Origin of the sequence: Mucilaginibacter lutimaris (genome assembly GCF_042676625.1) — a bacterium.
Taxonomy (GTDB): Bacteria; Bacteroidota; Bacteroidia; order Sphingobacteriales; family Sphingobacteriaceae; genus Mucilaginibacter; species Mucilaginibacter lutimaris.
This window is the reverse complement of the sequence record NZ_JBHTIA010000003.1, coordinates 1,044,339-1,058,064: the sequence shown is the minus strand read 5'-3', so window position 1 is coordinate 1,058,064 and position 13,726 is coordinate 1,044,339. Positions and strand designations below refer to the sequence as shown.

The following is a 13,726-nucleotide window of genomic DNA, read 5'->3' as shown; positions in this document are numbered from 1 at the left end:
CAATAAGCCTATAGATAATATTTGCGACATGCCTATCATGCTTTAAAGAGGTTTAAACCTATGATACCGTTCAGCAACATACGCGAGTTTACAGGCAGTTCTACCCACTTTGGCAAGTTTATTTCGCTACGCTCAATAGTAACCTCGTTAAGCGTGGTTATCTCTCCAAACGATGCCAGGTAAAATTTACCATCGGCTTTATTGTACCTGATGTGGAGGTGCGGCGCGTTCACCCAATCGCTCGGGATGGTAAAGATGTTTGAATCTTCGCGGGTTTCCTCGCTGCCGGAGACGATGAGATCTTCGTCCGTCATAAAATATTCCACCTTTTTACCGGCAAACTGCTGGTCGGGGATGATGGTTTCTAACCGGGCTATGTTAGCCTGTGCTTTGGCGGCCTTCTCTTCCTGCGGCTCAAGCTCCTCTTCGTACGGGATCTCAAAATATCCTTCGCTGTAATAGGTAAAGCCCTTTAAAGCTTCCTGGCTTACATCAAAGGTTTGGGCTATACCCGTTTGGCGGGGAATAAATGTTACCCTCAGGTTTTGCTCTTTTTGGTTATTATCCGGCAATAGCTTGCCTATAAATCCTTTATCGCCGCGGGCATAATCGGGGTGCGACACCAAACGGAAAACCCATTTAGAACCCGACGGTTTTACCGTTTTGCCCTGCGAGCGGTATTCCTTTAATATCTCGTAAAACTTGGTTACCGTTTCCTGAACTATTAAACCAAATATGCCTTGTTTATCGGCAACAAACTCTTTATAATCATCGGCATTAAAACTGATAATGAATTCGTGATAAAACACTACACGGTCGGCAAAAGAGAGGTCTTTTATCGAATCGCGAAACTTCTCTACAATGTAGCTGTAAACAGTATCGGGCGTAAGGGCCTTAGCTTTTGCCTTTTCGGTACTTTCGTTGGTTAAAAACCAATCCTGTATGCCTATGCGTTGCCAAAAATTTGGTGTAGATGCCATTTATATATATCCTAAACTCTAAATATTAAACTCTAAATAATCCCTAAGTCCCTTATTGACTACTTGTCGTATCCGGCTCTGTTCTGGTTGTATCCTGCTCAGGCTTTTGTGGTATAACCACAGGTTTTTTAACCACTGTATCTTTAACCCGGGGTGTTGTATCTTTTTCAGCCGCGTTATCCGCCGGGAACCTTGAGCCAAAATTTACACCTGTATCCCCTTTAGAGGCATCACTGTTCTGTAACGAATCCTGGTTGATCTGTTTGGGAGGAGCTTGCTTCTTTAATAAGGTAGAGTAAACTGAAAAGCCCATAAACAGAACCAGCAAGGTCATTACCGTATAGTAATATGGCTTTGATAATGATATGCGCGATGGATCTTCTACCGGCTCGGCAACTACCTGCGCGGGCGGCGGGTCGGTTTGCTGGTATTGCATGAGCTGGTTATGCAGGCGTTCGTTCTCGCTGCGCAGAGCGGCATTGCTTAGCCCACCCGTAAGGTCAAACCCATCTGATGCGCTTATGCTGCCCTTTATAATGGCATCATGTAGTTGTGTGCCGTTACTAAATCTGTTTTCCGGCGCTTTTTGAAGGCATTTGTCAATCAGGTTTAACAGCCATTTAGGCACCTGCATTTCGTGACCGCGTTTCTCATCGTCCCAGCTTTGGGGCAGGGCGTTTCGGCGGGCGTTTAGCAGATCGGGCACGGGGCTTTCTATATGTGCCAGCATCACCGCGTTACGGCCTGCATCCCCACCACCACGCAGCGGGAAGGGCACTTCGCCTGTTAGCAATTCGTAAAGTATTATGCCATAACTGTAGATGTCGGTTTCCATCAGCATTTTACCCTCGTGCTGCTCGGGTGCCATAAACTCAATGGCCCCTGCGTGGCGGATGCTCGTTCGGCGCTGCTCCTCGCTCATAATGGCCAGCCCAAAATCAAGCAGTACATAATTGCCGGTATGGATGTTATATTTTACATTATTGCTTTTAACATCGCCATGTTTTATACCTACTTTATGGCAATGTGCCAGGGCGCTTGCCAATTGATCTGCCACGCGGATAACCTCTTTAAGCATAAAGATATTATCGTGAGGTGGTTTCAGCAGTTCGCAAAGGTCGGGCCCCTCAATGTATTCCATTTCGATATACGGGAACGAGCCGCTATCGGTAATACCCGAGCTTAATATCTTAACTACGTTAGGATTTGGCTGCTCGTTTACCTTTTGCAGCTTGGTTACCTCGTTACGAAAATTGCGGAAGTTCTTATCATCCTCGCTTTCGGTATGGATGGGTGTTGGCAGCAGCTTTATTGCCGTAAGTACAGGCCCCATGCGGCGCCCTTTATATACCGAGCCCTGGCCGCCGGTACTCATGGCACCTAAGTTTTCAAGTCCCTCTGTTATTGTAAATACTTTACTCATTTGTAGATGTTGTGCCGTAAATTAGCTAAACAGCATTTTACAGACTAAAGTACATTTAATACCCCCACTTTGTTGTATGTTTTTATTAAGATGTTAAGATATTTTCACAAAAAAGCCCGCTATCCTTACAGAAGCGGGCTACATATATGGTTATGCTTGTTATACCAAAGGCGCATATGCCGATGTACGGATAACATCAGCGAATACTTTATACGAATACATGCGCGACTGATGATCAAAGATGTGGGTAGTTGCCATAATTTCGTCAACGCCGGTCTCTTGTACAAATGAGGTTAGTTCTGCCTTGAGCTTTTCAGCGCCGCCAATAAATGAATAAGCCAGCATCTGCATTACGGCTTCTTCTTCAAAAACGTTCCAAACGCTGTCCATACTTTTAACAGGCGGCGGCAATAACTGGCGTTTACCCGTAACCACACCCATAAAGAATTGCTTAACAGAGGTAGAAAGATATTCGGCCTCGCTATCTGTATCGGCGGCAACCACGTTTACACAGGCCATTACATAAGGCTGCTGAAGATATTCAGACGGTTTAAAGTTATCGCGGTATATCTGGATAGCCTCTTTAAAGTACGTTGGGGCAAAGTGGCTGGCAAAGGCGTAAGGCAAACCAAAAGCAGCGGCAACCTTTGCGCTATCGGTACTTGAACCCAGCACCCATATCGGAATATCTAAACCCTCGCCCGGGATAGCCCTTACCTTGCTGGCAGCGTTCTCTGCCGAGAAGTAGGTTTGCAGCTTTACAATATCTCTGGGGAAATTATGTGCCGCGTTAAAATTTTCGCCACGTATAGCCAAAGCGGTAACCTGATCGGTGCCTGGGGCACGGCCAAGACCAAGGTCTATCCTGCCGGGGTATAACGAAGCCAGCGTACCAAACTGCTCGGCAACTATTAGCGGCGCGTGGTTTGGCAGCATAATACCGCCGGAGCCTACACGGATCTTAGAAGTGCCGCCGGCTATATAACCAATCAATACGGATGTTGCTGAGCTTGCCACATTCATCATGTTATGATGCTCGGCAAACCAGTACCGGGTATATCCAACTTTTTCGGCAAGCTGCGCCACATCCATACTTTTTTTAAAGCTGTCTGCGGGTGTGCTGCCCTCGGTAACAGACGCAAGGTCTAATACCGAATATTTTATATCTGCTAAATTTTTCGCACTCATGGTAATTGTAGTTCTGTAAATGGTAACCCTGTTCTTTGACCAGATGTTATCCAAATTTACGGCGAATAATGCGCCGTTGAGCGCATTTGTATGTTATATGACGTTACGGTCACATTAATCAGAATGTGGTGACAATTAGCCTCACCCAAGCCATCTGCAATAGAGAGGTCTTAAGAGCAAAACGCAGATTTTACTCACCTGGTCATTGCTTCGCTCGACCACCCTCTCTCCGCAAGCGGAAAGAGGGTTTAAGAATTTAACCCCTTCTCCTTCGGAGAGGGCTGGGGAGAGGCTTCCTTTTTCCCCTCAATTTAATATCTTAGCGCAACAATGATGGATCTGGTTGAGAGCCCCGAGGGAAAATATATTTTAGACAGGCTGCGGAATGAATTGCCTGTGCAGTTTTATTACCATAACATCAACCATACCATTGATGTATACCAATCTGCTGCTGCAATAGCTAAGCAGGAAGATATAAGCGAAGCCGATAATAAACTTTTACTTGTAGCGGCATTATATCACGATTGTGGTTACCTAAAAAGTATCGATAACCACAAACAGGCATCGTGCGATATTGCCAGGGAGGCGTTACCGCAATTTGGTTATGCTCCAGATGTTATAGAAAGCATTTGCACAATTATTATGGCTACTCGCCTGCCACAGCAGCCAATTAACTTGCTTGAGCAGATAATTTGCGATGCTGACCTTGATTACCTGGGCCGGCGGGATTTTAAAACTACCGGTGATAAGCTTTTAAAAGAGATGCAGGCACTTGGTTCTGCTGCTCATATTACAGAGTGGGACAAAACACAAATTACCTTTTTGCAAAGCCACCAATATTTCACACAAACGGCGTTGAAAAATAGGGAGCCGAAAAAACAGGAAAATTTAAGAGATTTACAAAACCAAACCGCTACTGCCAAAATGAGTACAGCACCTACCGCGCGATCTATAGTTACGGATACCCTTTATACCATTGCTGGTATTTTATTTTGCGGCTTTGCCCTAAAAAGCTTCCTGATACCCAACGCCTTTTTTGACGGTGGCGTAACCGGAATCTCGCTATTGATACACGAACTTTACCACTTTAATATTGCCTATGTAATTATATTGGCTAATATCCCCTTTATTATTATGGGGGCCATGCAGGTTAATAAAACATTCGCTATTCGTACTATGCTGGCTATTACCGGTTTAGCGTTATGCCTGCTTTATGTGCCCTATCCTGATAAGGTAACGTCGGACAAACTGCTTGTATGTATTTTTGGCGGCGTATTTATGGGTACGGGTATTGGTTTAGCCATACGCGGCGGTTGCGCGTTGGATGGTATTGAAGTGCTGGCGCTTTACACAGGTAAACGCATTAGCTTTACCATTAGCGAGATCATACTGGGGATCAATGTCGTTATTTTCCTGATAGCTGCTTTAGAGGTAAGTTTTGTTACATCCCTGTACTCTATTATTACCTATTACACTGCATCGCGCATGATCAATTTTGTGATAGAGGGCCTGGAAGAATATACCGGCGTAACCATTATTTCGGGCCAAAACGCGGCCATAAAAGAGATGCTGGTTAAAACGCTTGGCCGCGGCATTACCGTTTACAAAGGCGAACGCGGTTTTTTAAAGGAGAGCTTTGATGTACACCACCCGGTTGATATTGTATTTACTGTAGTTACCCGTTTAGAACTTAGGCGACTAAAAAACATGGTACACGACATAGACCCAAAAGCTTTCATCTTTACCAGCATTATTAAAGAAGCCGCGGGTGGCGTATTGAAACGCAGGGCAAGGCACTAATAAGTCCAAGGTCTTAAGTCGTAAGTCTTAATAACTTGGACTTACGACTTATTATAGGCTAAGTTCTACGCTACAACCTCATAAGTATTAACGGGCTTGGCCTTGTTCTTTAACGTGAACTCGCCGTTGGGTTTGCATTGGAACGATTCTTTGGCTTTGTGGTACACATCCTCGGTGATAATTATTTGCCCGGCGGTGGCAATACCCTGCAGACGTTGGGCAAGGTTTACCGAATCGCCAATCACGGTATAGTCAAGCCTTTTTAGTGAGGCAGAACCGATATTGCCCGACACCATTTCGCCTGAGTTGATACCTACAGAAATATTTGGTTTAAAGATCTTGCCGTTACCGGCGTCTATCTCGGGCTCGTTAGATAAGTGCGACTTTACCGATAGCGCCGCGTCTATTGCCCTGTCCAAATGGAACTCGCCACGAAATACCGCCATTATCGCGTCACCCATAAACTTATCTACATGGCCGCCCTGGGCAATAATTTCCTTTACAATTTTATCAAACAGGCCGTTCAGCAAATTCACAACGGTGTTGGCCGGTATATGCTCTGTTATGGCTGTAAAACCGCAAACATCAACAAACATTACCGTGGCTTCCAGCAGTTCATTTTTCATCAGGCTGCCTTCAAACTCCTTGTGGGTCATAAAGTTCAGCACGTTCTCGTCAACATACATTTTCAGGATGTTGTTCTCTTTTATGGCTTTTAATGTTTCTTGTAACTGCCTTACATAGGTAATGGTTTTTTGCATGGTGAGGTCCAGGTCGTCAAAGTCAACCGGCTTCATCACAAAATCAAACGCGCCACGGTTCATGGCGGTACGGATGTTTTGCATATCGCCATAGGCAGATACCACTACCGCTTTAAGTGTAGGGTTAGCATCAGGCAAATGAGTGAGCAGGGTAAGGCCATCCATCACAGGCATGTTAATGTCCGACAGGATGATGTCCAGGTCGGGGTTTTCTTTTATCCGCTCTAAAGCTTCTTCCCCGTTCTGGGCAAAAATAAACTCGTACTCGTTCTCCCTTATTTTGCGGCGAAACTTTTGTTTTACCAGTATCTCCAGATCTGCCTCGTCATCCACCACCAGTATTTTAGCCATTGCGCTATAGTGTTTTAAGTTTTTCTTTAAGTAAGTTAAAATCAAGCGGCTTGGTCAGGAAATCATCCGCGCCCTTATCCATAGCCTGCTTGTAGTTTTCGTCGTCGCCGTAGGCGGTTATCATCATTACCACGGGTGGCGGCGGTGTAGGGAAATCTTCGCGGATATGCGTAAGCAACTCTATCCCGCTCATGCCCGGCATGTTGATGTCCGAAAGGATCAGCACCACTTCCGAATGTTTATCTTTCAAATAATTTAATGCTTCCTCTCCCGATTGCGCGAAGTCAAACTCTACCTCGTGGTTCTTTATTTCTTTACGGAACCGTTGCAAAAATAATGGCTGAACGTCTTCCTCGTCGTCTACGACTAATATTTTCATGCAATAATATGATTGTTTTTATAGTCCCGATAACGATCGGGGATAGTATTATTTTATTATGCCAAAGGCAAAGTTATAATAAACGATGTGCCCTCGCCCTCTTTGCTTTGTATATCAATATGGCCCTTATGCGCCTTTACAATAATATCATAACTTAAAGATAGGCCCAGTCCTGTACCCTCGCCTGCCGGTTTGGTAGTAAAAAATGGCTGCATAATTTTATCCTTAATAGCATCGGGGATACCACTTCCATTATCTTTTACGATAATTTCTACTTCTTTTCCTTTAGGGGTTGTTATCACCCTTGTAGATACTTCTACCTTCGGTTTAAAATCGCCGCCAATTGTTTTTTGCTTTTGATGCACTGCGTAAAACGCGTTAGTGAACATGTTTAACAATACCCGCCCCACATCCTGCGATACTATATTGACAGATGGTAAATTAGGGTCTAAATTTGACACCAGCTCGGCATTAAAAGATTTATCTTTTGCACGTAACCCGTGATAGGCCAGGCGGAAGTACTCATCGGCAATGGTGTTTAAATTTGTGGGCTCTTTAACATTGCTGCTGGCGCGGCTATGCTGCAACATGCCTTTTACAATGCCATCGGCGCGCTTGCCATGGTGGCGGATTTTTTCGAGATTTTGCTTAATGTCGTTGGCAATAGCGGTGGCCTCTTCCATATCTCCTTTGGCCATCTCCTCCTCCATCTCTTCTATCAGTTCCATACTAACTTCAGAAAAGTTGTTGACGAAGTTGAGCGGATTTTGAATTTCGTGGGCAATGCCGGCTGTAAGCTCACCAAGCGATGCCAGCTTTTCCTGCTGTATCAATTGCGCCTGGGTGGCTTGCAGTTCTTTTACGGTCTCTTGTAATTCGTTACGTTGCTTGGTGATCTCGGCGGTACGTTCGGCTACCAGAACTTCCAGTTCATCTTTACGCTCGCTGATGCGCTTAAGTTCGTTTTGTTGCTTTTTAGATGTAGCTACCCGCAAAAAGATCCAGCCAAAGGCTGCTAATTGGGCGGTTTGCAGGTAGTTCTCGTACTTGTCTGCAAATTTTATATTTATAAGCGCTATGATACTTGCTATAAGCGTTGTAACCACTAAAGGGTAGTGGGCATTTATTAAAACATCAAAACGCTTAAAGTCGGGTTCGCTTTTAAGATATTGCAATAAACCTAACAGCACGAGCGAAATCGCAATGGCATTTACTTCGTCGCTTGGCAACAAGTCATCTACTAAAAAGAACAAACCTACGGCGCTTAGGGCTATACCATACAAAGGCATACTCCACTTTGCCGCTATTGGTGTTAATTTAATTGACCTGCGTAAACGAAAGGCAAGTAAAAATATGGCGAGGTAAACAAAAAAATGCATCCTGTGATATGGTATATAAGTTTGTTAGCTAATATAAATATTTATACGGAATGTAGTTTATCTGAAGTTAAATGAACCGTGGCATTTTAATGAAAAGCGGTGAAATAAACTATCACCTGCAACACAATATTGCCATAAACGCCTGCCAGTACATCATCCATCATAACGCCAGTGCCGCCGGGCAAAGCTTCCATTTTGCGGATACCAAGCGGTTTTACAATATCAAAAAAGCGGAACAGCACCAGGCCTATTAAAAGGTAATATAAATTTGGCGGTATAAACAGCATGGTCACCATCATCCCGGCAACCTCGTCTATCACCACACGGTAACTATCCTTACCCCAGGCAGGTTCTACTTTGTTGCCAACAAATATGCCCAGCAGGGTTACCAGTACAGTTGCCACCACAAGGTACCACGGGTTGTGCGCACCCGCCCCCTGCCACAACAACCAAATAAACGGACAGGTAACTATAGCAGCCAGTGTGCCCCCACCCTTAATGTAGCCTATACCGAATATTGATGCGATGAGTTTATTCATTATTAAAAATTAACCATGTCATTGCGAGCGATAGCGCGGCAATCTCGTAGTTTGCAAAGTGGTTAGGCATTGACAACGAGATTGCCGCGTCGCTACGCTCCTCGCAATGACATGTTGTTTGTATTTAGCTTTTATCCAATACCCCTTCGGCTTCTTCTGCAACTTCGGGTTTAATGATGTTCTTTTTAGGAAAGTTAAACAGCAATGAGGTAAGCACCGGGATAAGGAATACTGCTACAGTAAAAATGGAAACAGCAGCATCTGCAGTTTCGCTTTCCATAAATTTACCCACAGCTGATTTCGGCTGCAAGTGAACAATTAGCGACGCCATGAGCTTTATACCTAATACACCTATCACCAAAAAGGCAACGGTTTCTAAAAAGGTGAATTTTTCCATCAGTTTTACAAAGGCTTGTGCAACAAAGCGCATAGCCAGGATGCCGATGAATACCCCTGTATAGATCAAAAACACGTGATCGGTGAAGGCAACAGCGGCAAATACGTTATCTATCGAGAAGGCAAGGTCCATTAACTCTACCAGGGCTACGGTTGCCCAAAAATTGCCGATAAGCCCAACTGTTGATTTATAAAACCAACTTTTGCTTTTGTCGACGGACTCTTCATCGTGATGTGCAGATCTTTTTGCAGACAATCTCTTCCGAAAATAATCGAAAGCCAGGTACAGCAGGTATAAGCCACCTAAAGGTTTTAACCACCAAATTTTCACCAGCCAGGCGGCCAGGAACAAACACACGCCACGCAGCACATACGCGCCAATGATACCGTAACGCAAAGCACGCGCGCGTTGCTGCTTCGGCAGATCGATAACCATAGTGGCCAGCACCGCGGCATTATCTACCGATAACAGGCTTTCTATTACTATAAGATTGAGGATGATAAGCAGGCCTGCCTTAATGTCTTCACCAAGCAAGGTGTGTAAAATATCCATCCGCTAAAAATAGGCCTTTAAATCCACTTTAGCTAATAAGATTATTGTGCAGCCTGCGCTTCCCTATAAGCCATTATTGCGCGGATAATGCTTTGTACGATCTGGTTTTGCCCTTCATCCGAGTTCAGATAAATTTCTTCATCGGGGTTGTTGATATAGCCGGTTTCTACCAGTACGGCGGGCATACCGCTGTTGGCCAGTACATAAAGGCTTTGTTCGCGAACGCCTATAGACGGGCGGCCATCGGTAATGGTAAACTCCTGGTTTAAAAACTCGCCAAAGCGGATGCTTTGCTTGCGGTATTTTTTGGTAAAGGCATCCAGTATAATGGCGTTGGCGGGGTCGTTAGCGTCAAGCGCTTCGTACTTGGCCTGGTCTTTTTCTATCAAAATGGAGGCATTCTCACGTACGGCCTCAAGCTGTTCGCCTGTGCGTTTTGTTGCATAAACCAGCAGCATTACACCGCTTTGTTTGTGCGCACGGTAAGCGGTGCCCTCTGCCGATGAGTTACAATGGATAGAAATAAACAAATTACCCTGCGATTTATTGGCAATATCCGACCGGCGCCTTAACTCTATAAAAGTATCGTCAGAGCGGGTCATTACCGTATTCAAATCGGGTATCTGTACTTTAATAGCGGCCTGCAGTTTTTGGGCGATAGAAAGTGTTACATTTTTCTCGAATGATGTTAAGCCCTTTGCGCCTGCATCCTTACCGCCATGGCCGGCGTCAATAATTACATTCTTTAATTTAAAGCCTGTTGCCTTAATGGTATCTGCCGCGGGTGTAAATGAGCAAAGCAGCAGGTAAACGCACAATATGTTCACCGATAATATCGGCCCGAAATATTTTTTTATCATTTGTTTAAATAGGGAACGCTAATTTAACCATCAATGTATGATTCTACAAAAATAAGTTGCAACGTTTAATGCTTTCGACTACAATTTCAACCAAAGGATTAACCCAAAAGACAAAGCAATTTAGTTGCAATCAATTTATTTTAGCATGTTCTTTTTTGCTGCATTTAGGGCAAAGGCCGGATGCATAAAGTGTAAAGCCCTGCGCCTCAAAACCCGGGGGCAATGTAAGCTTTGGCATATTTAACTCATTTATGCAGTACACATTCTTGCAAAGGGTACAGTTAAAATGCAGGTGCTCATCGTGATGGTGGTTTTCCTCGCAATTGGAATGGCAAACAGCATAATTTGCTGTGCCGTTAAGGTCAAACACCTTATGGATAATACCCTTCTCTTCAAACGTATTTAAAATGCGGTATAATGTAACACGGTCAATATCGTTCATTACACTCTCCAGATCAGGTTGCGAGGTAGCCGTATTTCTGGAATACATCATTGATAGCACCCTTAACCTTGGGGCAGTTTTTTTAAGATTATGCTTTTGCAGCATATCTTCAAACTGGTAATTATTTTTTACTTGTGCCATTTCCTGCAAATCTAACCAAATATAGTAATTACACGGCCTTATCGGTTTCGTGCGGATGCGGGTGTGTAATATGGAAGAAGCTGTTACCCGCTTTGCATGTACCCGCATATTTGTAATTAACAAAGTGCGCCAAAGCTATTGTTAAACCGCCAACAGGTACAATAACCGCCTCTATCCATCCCTTTGTGAACAGGTGGCCAATAATAATAATGAGGAAGCCGGCAATTAATAAGGCCAAAGGCAGTATGCGGTGATGCTCTTTAAAGTATGAATTACCTATTGATGAAACACCCACAACAAGCGCTATCGTGATCATTACCCATTCCACCAATGGGTTAGCCAAAAAACCAAGCCCTACTAAAGGCAGGCTTGTAAAAAGTACAGGTACAGCCGCGCAATGTATAGCACATAGCGTAGACGCTGTCATCCCGATATTATCAAGCTTTATGGTTTTTAACCTGGAGATCATGTTGCAAATATAACACAAATGCAACATTATTGTATTTAGAATTGTTTGCCGTTTGTAAAGAGAATCTTGGTATTATGGAAAGAATTCCATAATACTCCAAAAAGATTGTGTAAACCACGTCCAGGACGGGTCACTATTCAGTTCAATGGCTTTAGTCTTAATAATTTAGCTAAAGCCAACCTGCGCGGCTGCATTCCGTTGACTTTAGTCAACGGCAATGAAGGATGAGTAAATTACCCACCAAAATACTCAAGCAATTCCTTCGCCCCCGGACTCTCCCCGCTGTTCATATAAATATTCGACGTTGCGTTAGCCACCATCAGCGCGGCCTCAGCATTTAAACCTAACAATACAGCAAGGCAATATCCTGCATTGAAATTATCTCCGGCGCCGGTAGAGATCTTTGGGTTTTCGATGAAACCCGGCAGGGATTTATGCACACCTGTTTCATCCCGGGCGATGGAAATTTTTGAATTATGGATGATGAGCGTGTGAATATCAATCACATCAAAAAGCTTATCGCCGAGGGAGGTTATATCTTCAACAGGATTGCTACCAGTAAAAGTTTTGTAGAGAATGTTCGCCTCGTTGCGGTTCAAGCTAAGGGTGACTTTGCCGCGCTTTCCAAATTGCTCTATCAGTTTTATGGCTGATGCAATGGCTTCCGCGCTGCGTTTGGAGCAGTCGGAAAGGTCAAAAAAGAATTGTTGGGATTGTTTGATTATTGAATTGTTTAGGACATCATCCAATAATCCCTGCCACATGCTGTTACTGTGGTCGAGTTCGCTCCAGTTTACGAGGCTGATGAGGGTGGCGTTAGTGAAAATTTCACACAGCTTGTAAATTCCAACGGCTTGTTTGATGGTCTCCCAATCGGAATTATTCAAGTCGGTCATTTGGGCGAGCATGATCTTGCCGTCGTTGAACTCCATGGCGGTGGTAAAGCCCGGATTGGTGTAGCTATGCAATCGGCAGTTAGCATGCATCCCTGTAAACGCAGGCGCGATGGTTGGCACACCGAAAGCACCTACGCAATTTACGCCGATGCCCATCCCAGCCAGCGCGCTTGCCATAATAGGCATGTTACCACCCAGTTTTTGAACCAGTTCCTCGCTCTCCAAACTAAACCCCGAACCGCTTTTGCCCGAAATATAGCCACCAAATTCGCTGATGTTTTTGAAGAAAACTGTGCCTTCATCCTCGCTTTTGTAGTTTACCACTTTCACAATGGAATCTACAAAGCCATCAAAACCTGCAGCTACTTTTTTATCCGCAAGCAGGGCGGGGGCGTTGTGCAGCGCCTTAATAATTTGCTGTTTAACGTCCATGTCAGGAAGCGTGTTCCAGTTCTGATGCTGCGTCTTTATCCAACAAAACCAAAGCGTTCGGCAGCGTTTGCAGGATTGACGCCGGGACCTCGGTGCTTACTGTTCCCTGTAAACTTTCGTGGATGATGTTCGCTTTTTTCGCGCCCGAGGCTATCAGCACCGCTTTGCCTGCTTCGGCCAGATGCTTTAACCCAAGTGTTATGCCCTCGGTGAGCGGGGTTTCTTTAGTGAAATATTTTTGACCCACCTGCACGGTAACCGGGTCAAGCTCCGAGCGGTGTGCGTAAAGATCGAATGGGGTGCCCGGCTCATTAAGCCCAAGGTGACCGTTCATTCCAATACCAACGATCATCACATCCAAACCGCCTTTACTGCTGATAAAATTATTCATGCGCTCGCATTCGGCATCAAGGTCCGCAACTTTGGCATCAAATAAAGTCACGTTGTTAAGCTTGTTATTTAGCTTGTCAAAAAAGTTATGCTTTAGGTAGTATTTGCAGCTTCCCTGGTCGTTTTCGTCCATGCCTACCCATTCATCAAGGCCAACGAAATAGCATTCGCTTAAGTTTATCTTGCCTTCATTAGCCCATTGCACAATGTAACCCAGCATTCCGGTAGGTGAATCGCCCGAAGGGAAACAAATTACCGAATTTGGCTTTTCAGCCAGTTGTTTGGCAACCAGTTCGGCTGCGGCCTGCGACATGGCGTCGTTAGTGTCGTATATGGAGATTTTCATG

14 protein-coding genes are annotated in these 13,726 nt (G+C 44.6%); 1 reads left to right on the top strand and 13 read right to left on the bottom strand.

The genetic code is table 11. The features are described 5' to 3' along the window. Positions 1–35: 35 nt before the first annotated feature. The 3 genes from ACFQZI_RS05630 to ACFQZI_RS05620 all read right to left on the bottom strand — a co-directional run bounded on the left by ACFQZI_RS05630 (position 36) and on the right by ACFQZI_RS05620 (position 3,591). The gene (locus tag ACFQZI_RS05630; protein ID WP_377139544.1) at positions 36–980 is read right to left on the bottom strand and encodes a hypothetical protein; all 945 of its coding nucleotides are present in this window, start codon (positions 978–980) and stop codon (positions 36–38) included. Positions 981–1,032: 52 nt separating this feature from the next. Then, positions 1,033–2,403, bottom strand: coding sequence for a serine/threonine protein kinase (locus ACFQZI_RS05625; RefSeq protein WP_377139541.1), 1,371 nt, complete (start codon positions 2,401–2,403; stop codon positions 1,033–1,035). A gap of 159 nt (positions 2,404–2,562) precedes the next feature. Further along, positions 2,563–3,591: an LLM class flavin-dependent oxidoreductase gene (locus ACFQZI_RS05620; RefSeq protein WP_377139539.1), complete on the bottom strand. Its 1,029-nt coding sequence runs from the start codon at positions 3,589–3,591 to the stop codon at positions 2,563–2,565. A gap of 330 nt (positions 3,592–3,921) precedes the next feature. Here ACFQZI_RS05620 and ACFQZI_RS05615 point away from each other — a divergent pair, with 330 nt between their 5' ends. After that, positions 3,922–5,391 (top strand): YitT family protein, encoded by a 1,470-nt coding sequence (locus ACFQZI_RS05615; protein WP_377139536.1) that lies wholly within the window; start codon positions 3,922–3,924, stop codon positions 5,389–5,391. 65 nt (positions 5,392–5,456) lie between these two features. Here the strand turns inward: ACFQZI_RS05615 and ACFQZI_RS05610 are convergent, their stop codons facing one another. From ACFQZI_RS05610 to ACFQZI_RS05565, 10 genes are all read right to left on the bottom strand, one after another. Beyond that, positions 5,457–6,503 carry a response regulator gene (locus ACFQZI_RS05610; RefSeq protein WP_377139533.1) on the bottom strand — a complete coding sequence of 349 codons (1,047 nt, stop codon included), beginning with the start codon at positions 6,501–6,503 and terminating at the stop codon, positions 5,457–5,459. 4 nt (positions 6,504–6,507) lie between these two features. Next, a complete protein-coding gene (locus ACFQZI_RS05605; protein WP_377139531.1) occupies positions 6,508–6,882 on the bottom strand; it encodes a response regulator in 375 nt (124 codons plus the stop codon). A 56-nt stretch (positions 6,883–6,938) separates the two neighbouring features. Further along, the gene (locus ACFQZI_RS05600; RefSeq protein WP_377139528.1) at positions 6,939–8,261 is read right to left on the bottom strand and encodes a sensor histidine kinase; all 1,323 of its coding nucleotides are present in this window, start codon (positions 8,259–8,261) and stop codon (positions 6,939–6,941) included. Positions 8,262–8,347: 86 nt separating this feature from the next. After that, the gene (locus tag ACFQZI_RS05595) at positions 8,348–8,800 is read right to left on the bottom strand and encodes a phosphatidylglycerophosphatase A family protein (protein WP_377139525.1); all 453 of its coding nucleotides are present in this window, start codon (positions 8,798–8,800) and stop codon (positions 8,348–8,350) included. 124 nt (positions 8,801–8,924) lie between these two features. Continuing rightward, positions 8,925–9,749, bottom strand: coding sequence for a TerC family protein (locus tag ACFQZI_RS05590; RefSeq protein ID WP_377139522.1), 825 nt, complete (start codon positions 9,747–9,749; stop codon positions 8,925–8,927). A 41-nt stretch (positions 9,750–9,790) separates the two neighbouring features. Continuing rightward, the gene (locus ACFQZI_RS05585; RefSeq protein ID WP_377139519.1) at positions 9,791–10,609 is read right to left on the bottom strand and encodes an N-acetylmuramoyl-L-alanine amidase family protein; all 819 of its coding nucleotides are present in this window, start codon (positions 10,607–10,609) and stop codon (positions 9,791–9,793) included. Between the two features lie 130 nt (positions 10,610–10,739). Further along, a complete protein-coding gene (locus ACFQZI_RS05580) occupies positions 10,740–11,192 on the bottom strand; it encodes a Fur family transcriptional regulator (RefSeq protein WP_377139516.1) in 453 nt (150 codons plus the stop codon). A 28-nt stretch (positions 11,193–11,220) separates the two neighbouring features. After that, positions 11,221–11,661, bottom strand: coding sequence for a MerC domain-containing protein (locus ACFQZI_RS05575; protein WP_377139513.1), 441 nt, complete (start codon positions 11,659–11,661; stop codon positions 11,221–11,223). A gap of 233 nt (positions 11,662–11,894) precedes the next feature. After that, positions 11,895–12,989, bottom strand: a complete 1,095-nt coding sequence (locus ACFQZI_RS05570; protein ID WP_377139510.1) for a hypothetical protein — start codon at positions 12,987–12,989, stop codon at positions 11,895–11,897. 1 nt (position 12,990) lies between these two features. Beyond that, entirely contained in the window at positions 12,991–13,725 is a 735-nt protein-coding gene (locus tag ACFQZI_RS05565; protein ID WP_377139507.1) for a glucosamine-6-phosphate deaminase, read from the bottom strand. Position 13,726 lies beyond the last annotated feature (1 nt).

Coding starts and splice junctions, on each gene's coding strand:
- ACFQZI_RS05630 (WP_377139544.1), bottom strand. CDS start 980: ATGGCATCTACACCAAATTTTTGGCAACGCATAGGCATACAGGATTGG.
- ACFQZI_RS05625 (WP_377139541.1), bottom strand. CDS start 2,403: ATGAGTAAAGTATTTACAATAACAGAGGGACTTGAAAACTTAGGTGCC.
- ACFQZI_RS05620 (WP_377139539.1), bottom strand. CDS start 3,591: ATGAGTGCGAAAAATTTAGCAGATATAAAATATTCGGTATTAGACCTT.
- ACFQZI_RS05615 (WP_377139536.1), top strand. CDS start 3,922: ATGATGGATCTGGTTGAGAGCCCCGAGGGAAAATATATTTTAGACAGG.
- ACFQZI_RS05610 (WP_377139533.1), bottom strand. CDS start 6,503: ATGGCTAAAATACTGGTGGTGGATGACGAGGCAGATCTGGAGATACTG.
- ACFQZI_RS05605 (WP_377139531.1), bottom strand. CDS start 6,882: ATGAAAATATTAGTCGTAGACGACGAGGAAGACGTTCAGCCATTATTT.
- ACFQZI_RS05600 (WP_377139528.1), bottom strand. CDS start 8,261: ATGCATTTTTTTGTTTACCTCGCCATATTTTTACTTGCCTTTCGTTTA.
- ACFQZI_RS05595 (WP_377139525.1), bottom strand. CDS start 8,800: ATGAATAAACTCATCGCATCAATATTCGGTATAGGCTACATTAAGGGT.
- ACFQZI_RS05590 (WP_377139522.1), bottom strand. CDS start 9,749: ATGGATATTTTACACACCTTGCTTGGTGAAGACATTAAGGCAGGCCTG.
- ACFQZI_RS05585 (WP_377139519.1), bottom strand. CDS start 10,609: ATGATAAAAAAATATTTCGGGCCGATATTATCGGTGAACATATTGTGC.
- ACFQZI_RS05580 (WP_377139516.1), bottom strand. CDS start 11,192: ATGGCACAAGTAAAAAATAATTACCAGTTTGAAGATATGCTGCAAAAG.
- ACFQZI_RS05575 (WP_377139513.1), bottom strand. CDS start 11,661: ATGATCTCCAGGTTAAAAACCATAAAGCTTGATAATATCGGGATGACA.
- ACFQZI_RS05570 (WP_377139510.1), bottom strand. CDS start 12,989: ATGGACGTTAAACAGCAAATTATTAAGGCGCTGCACAACGCCCCCGCC.
- ACFQZI_RS05565 (WP_377139507.1), bottom strand. CDS start 13,725: ATGAAAATCTCCATATACGACACTAACGACGCCATGTCGCAGGCCGCA.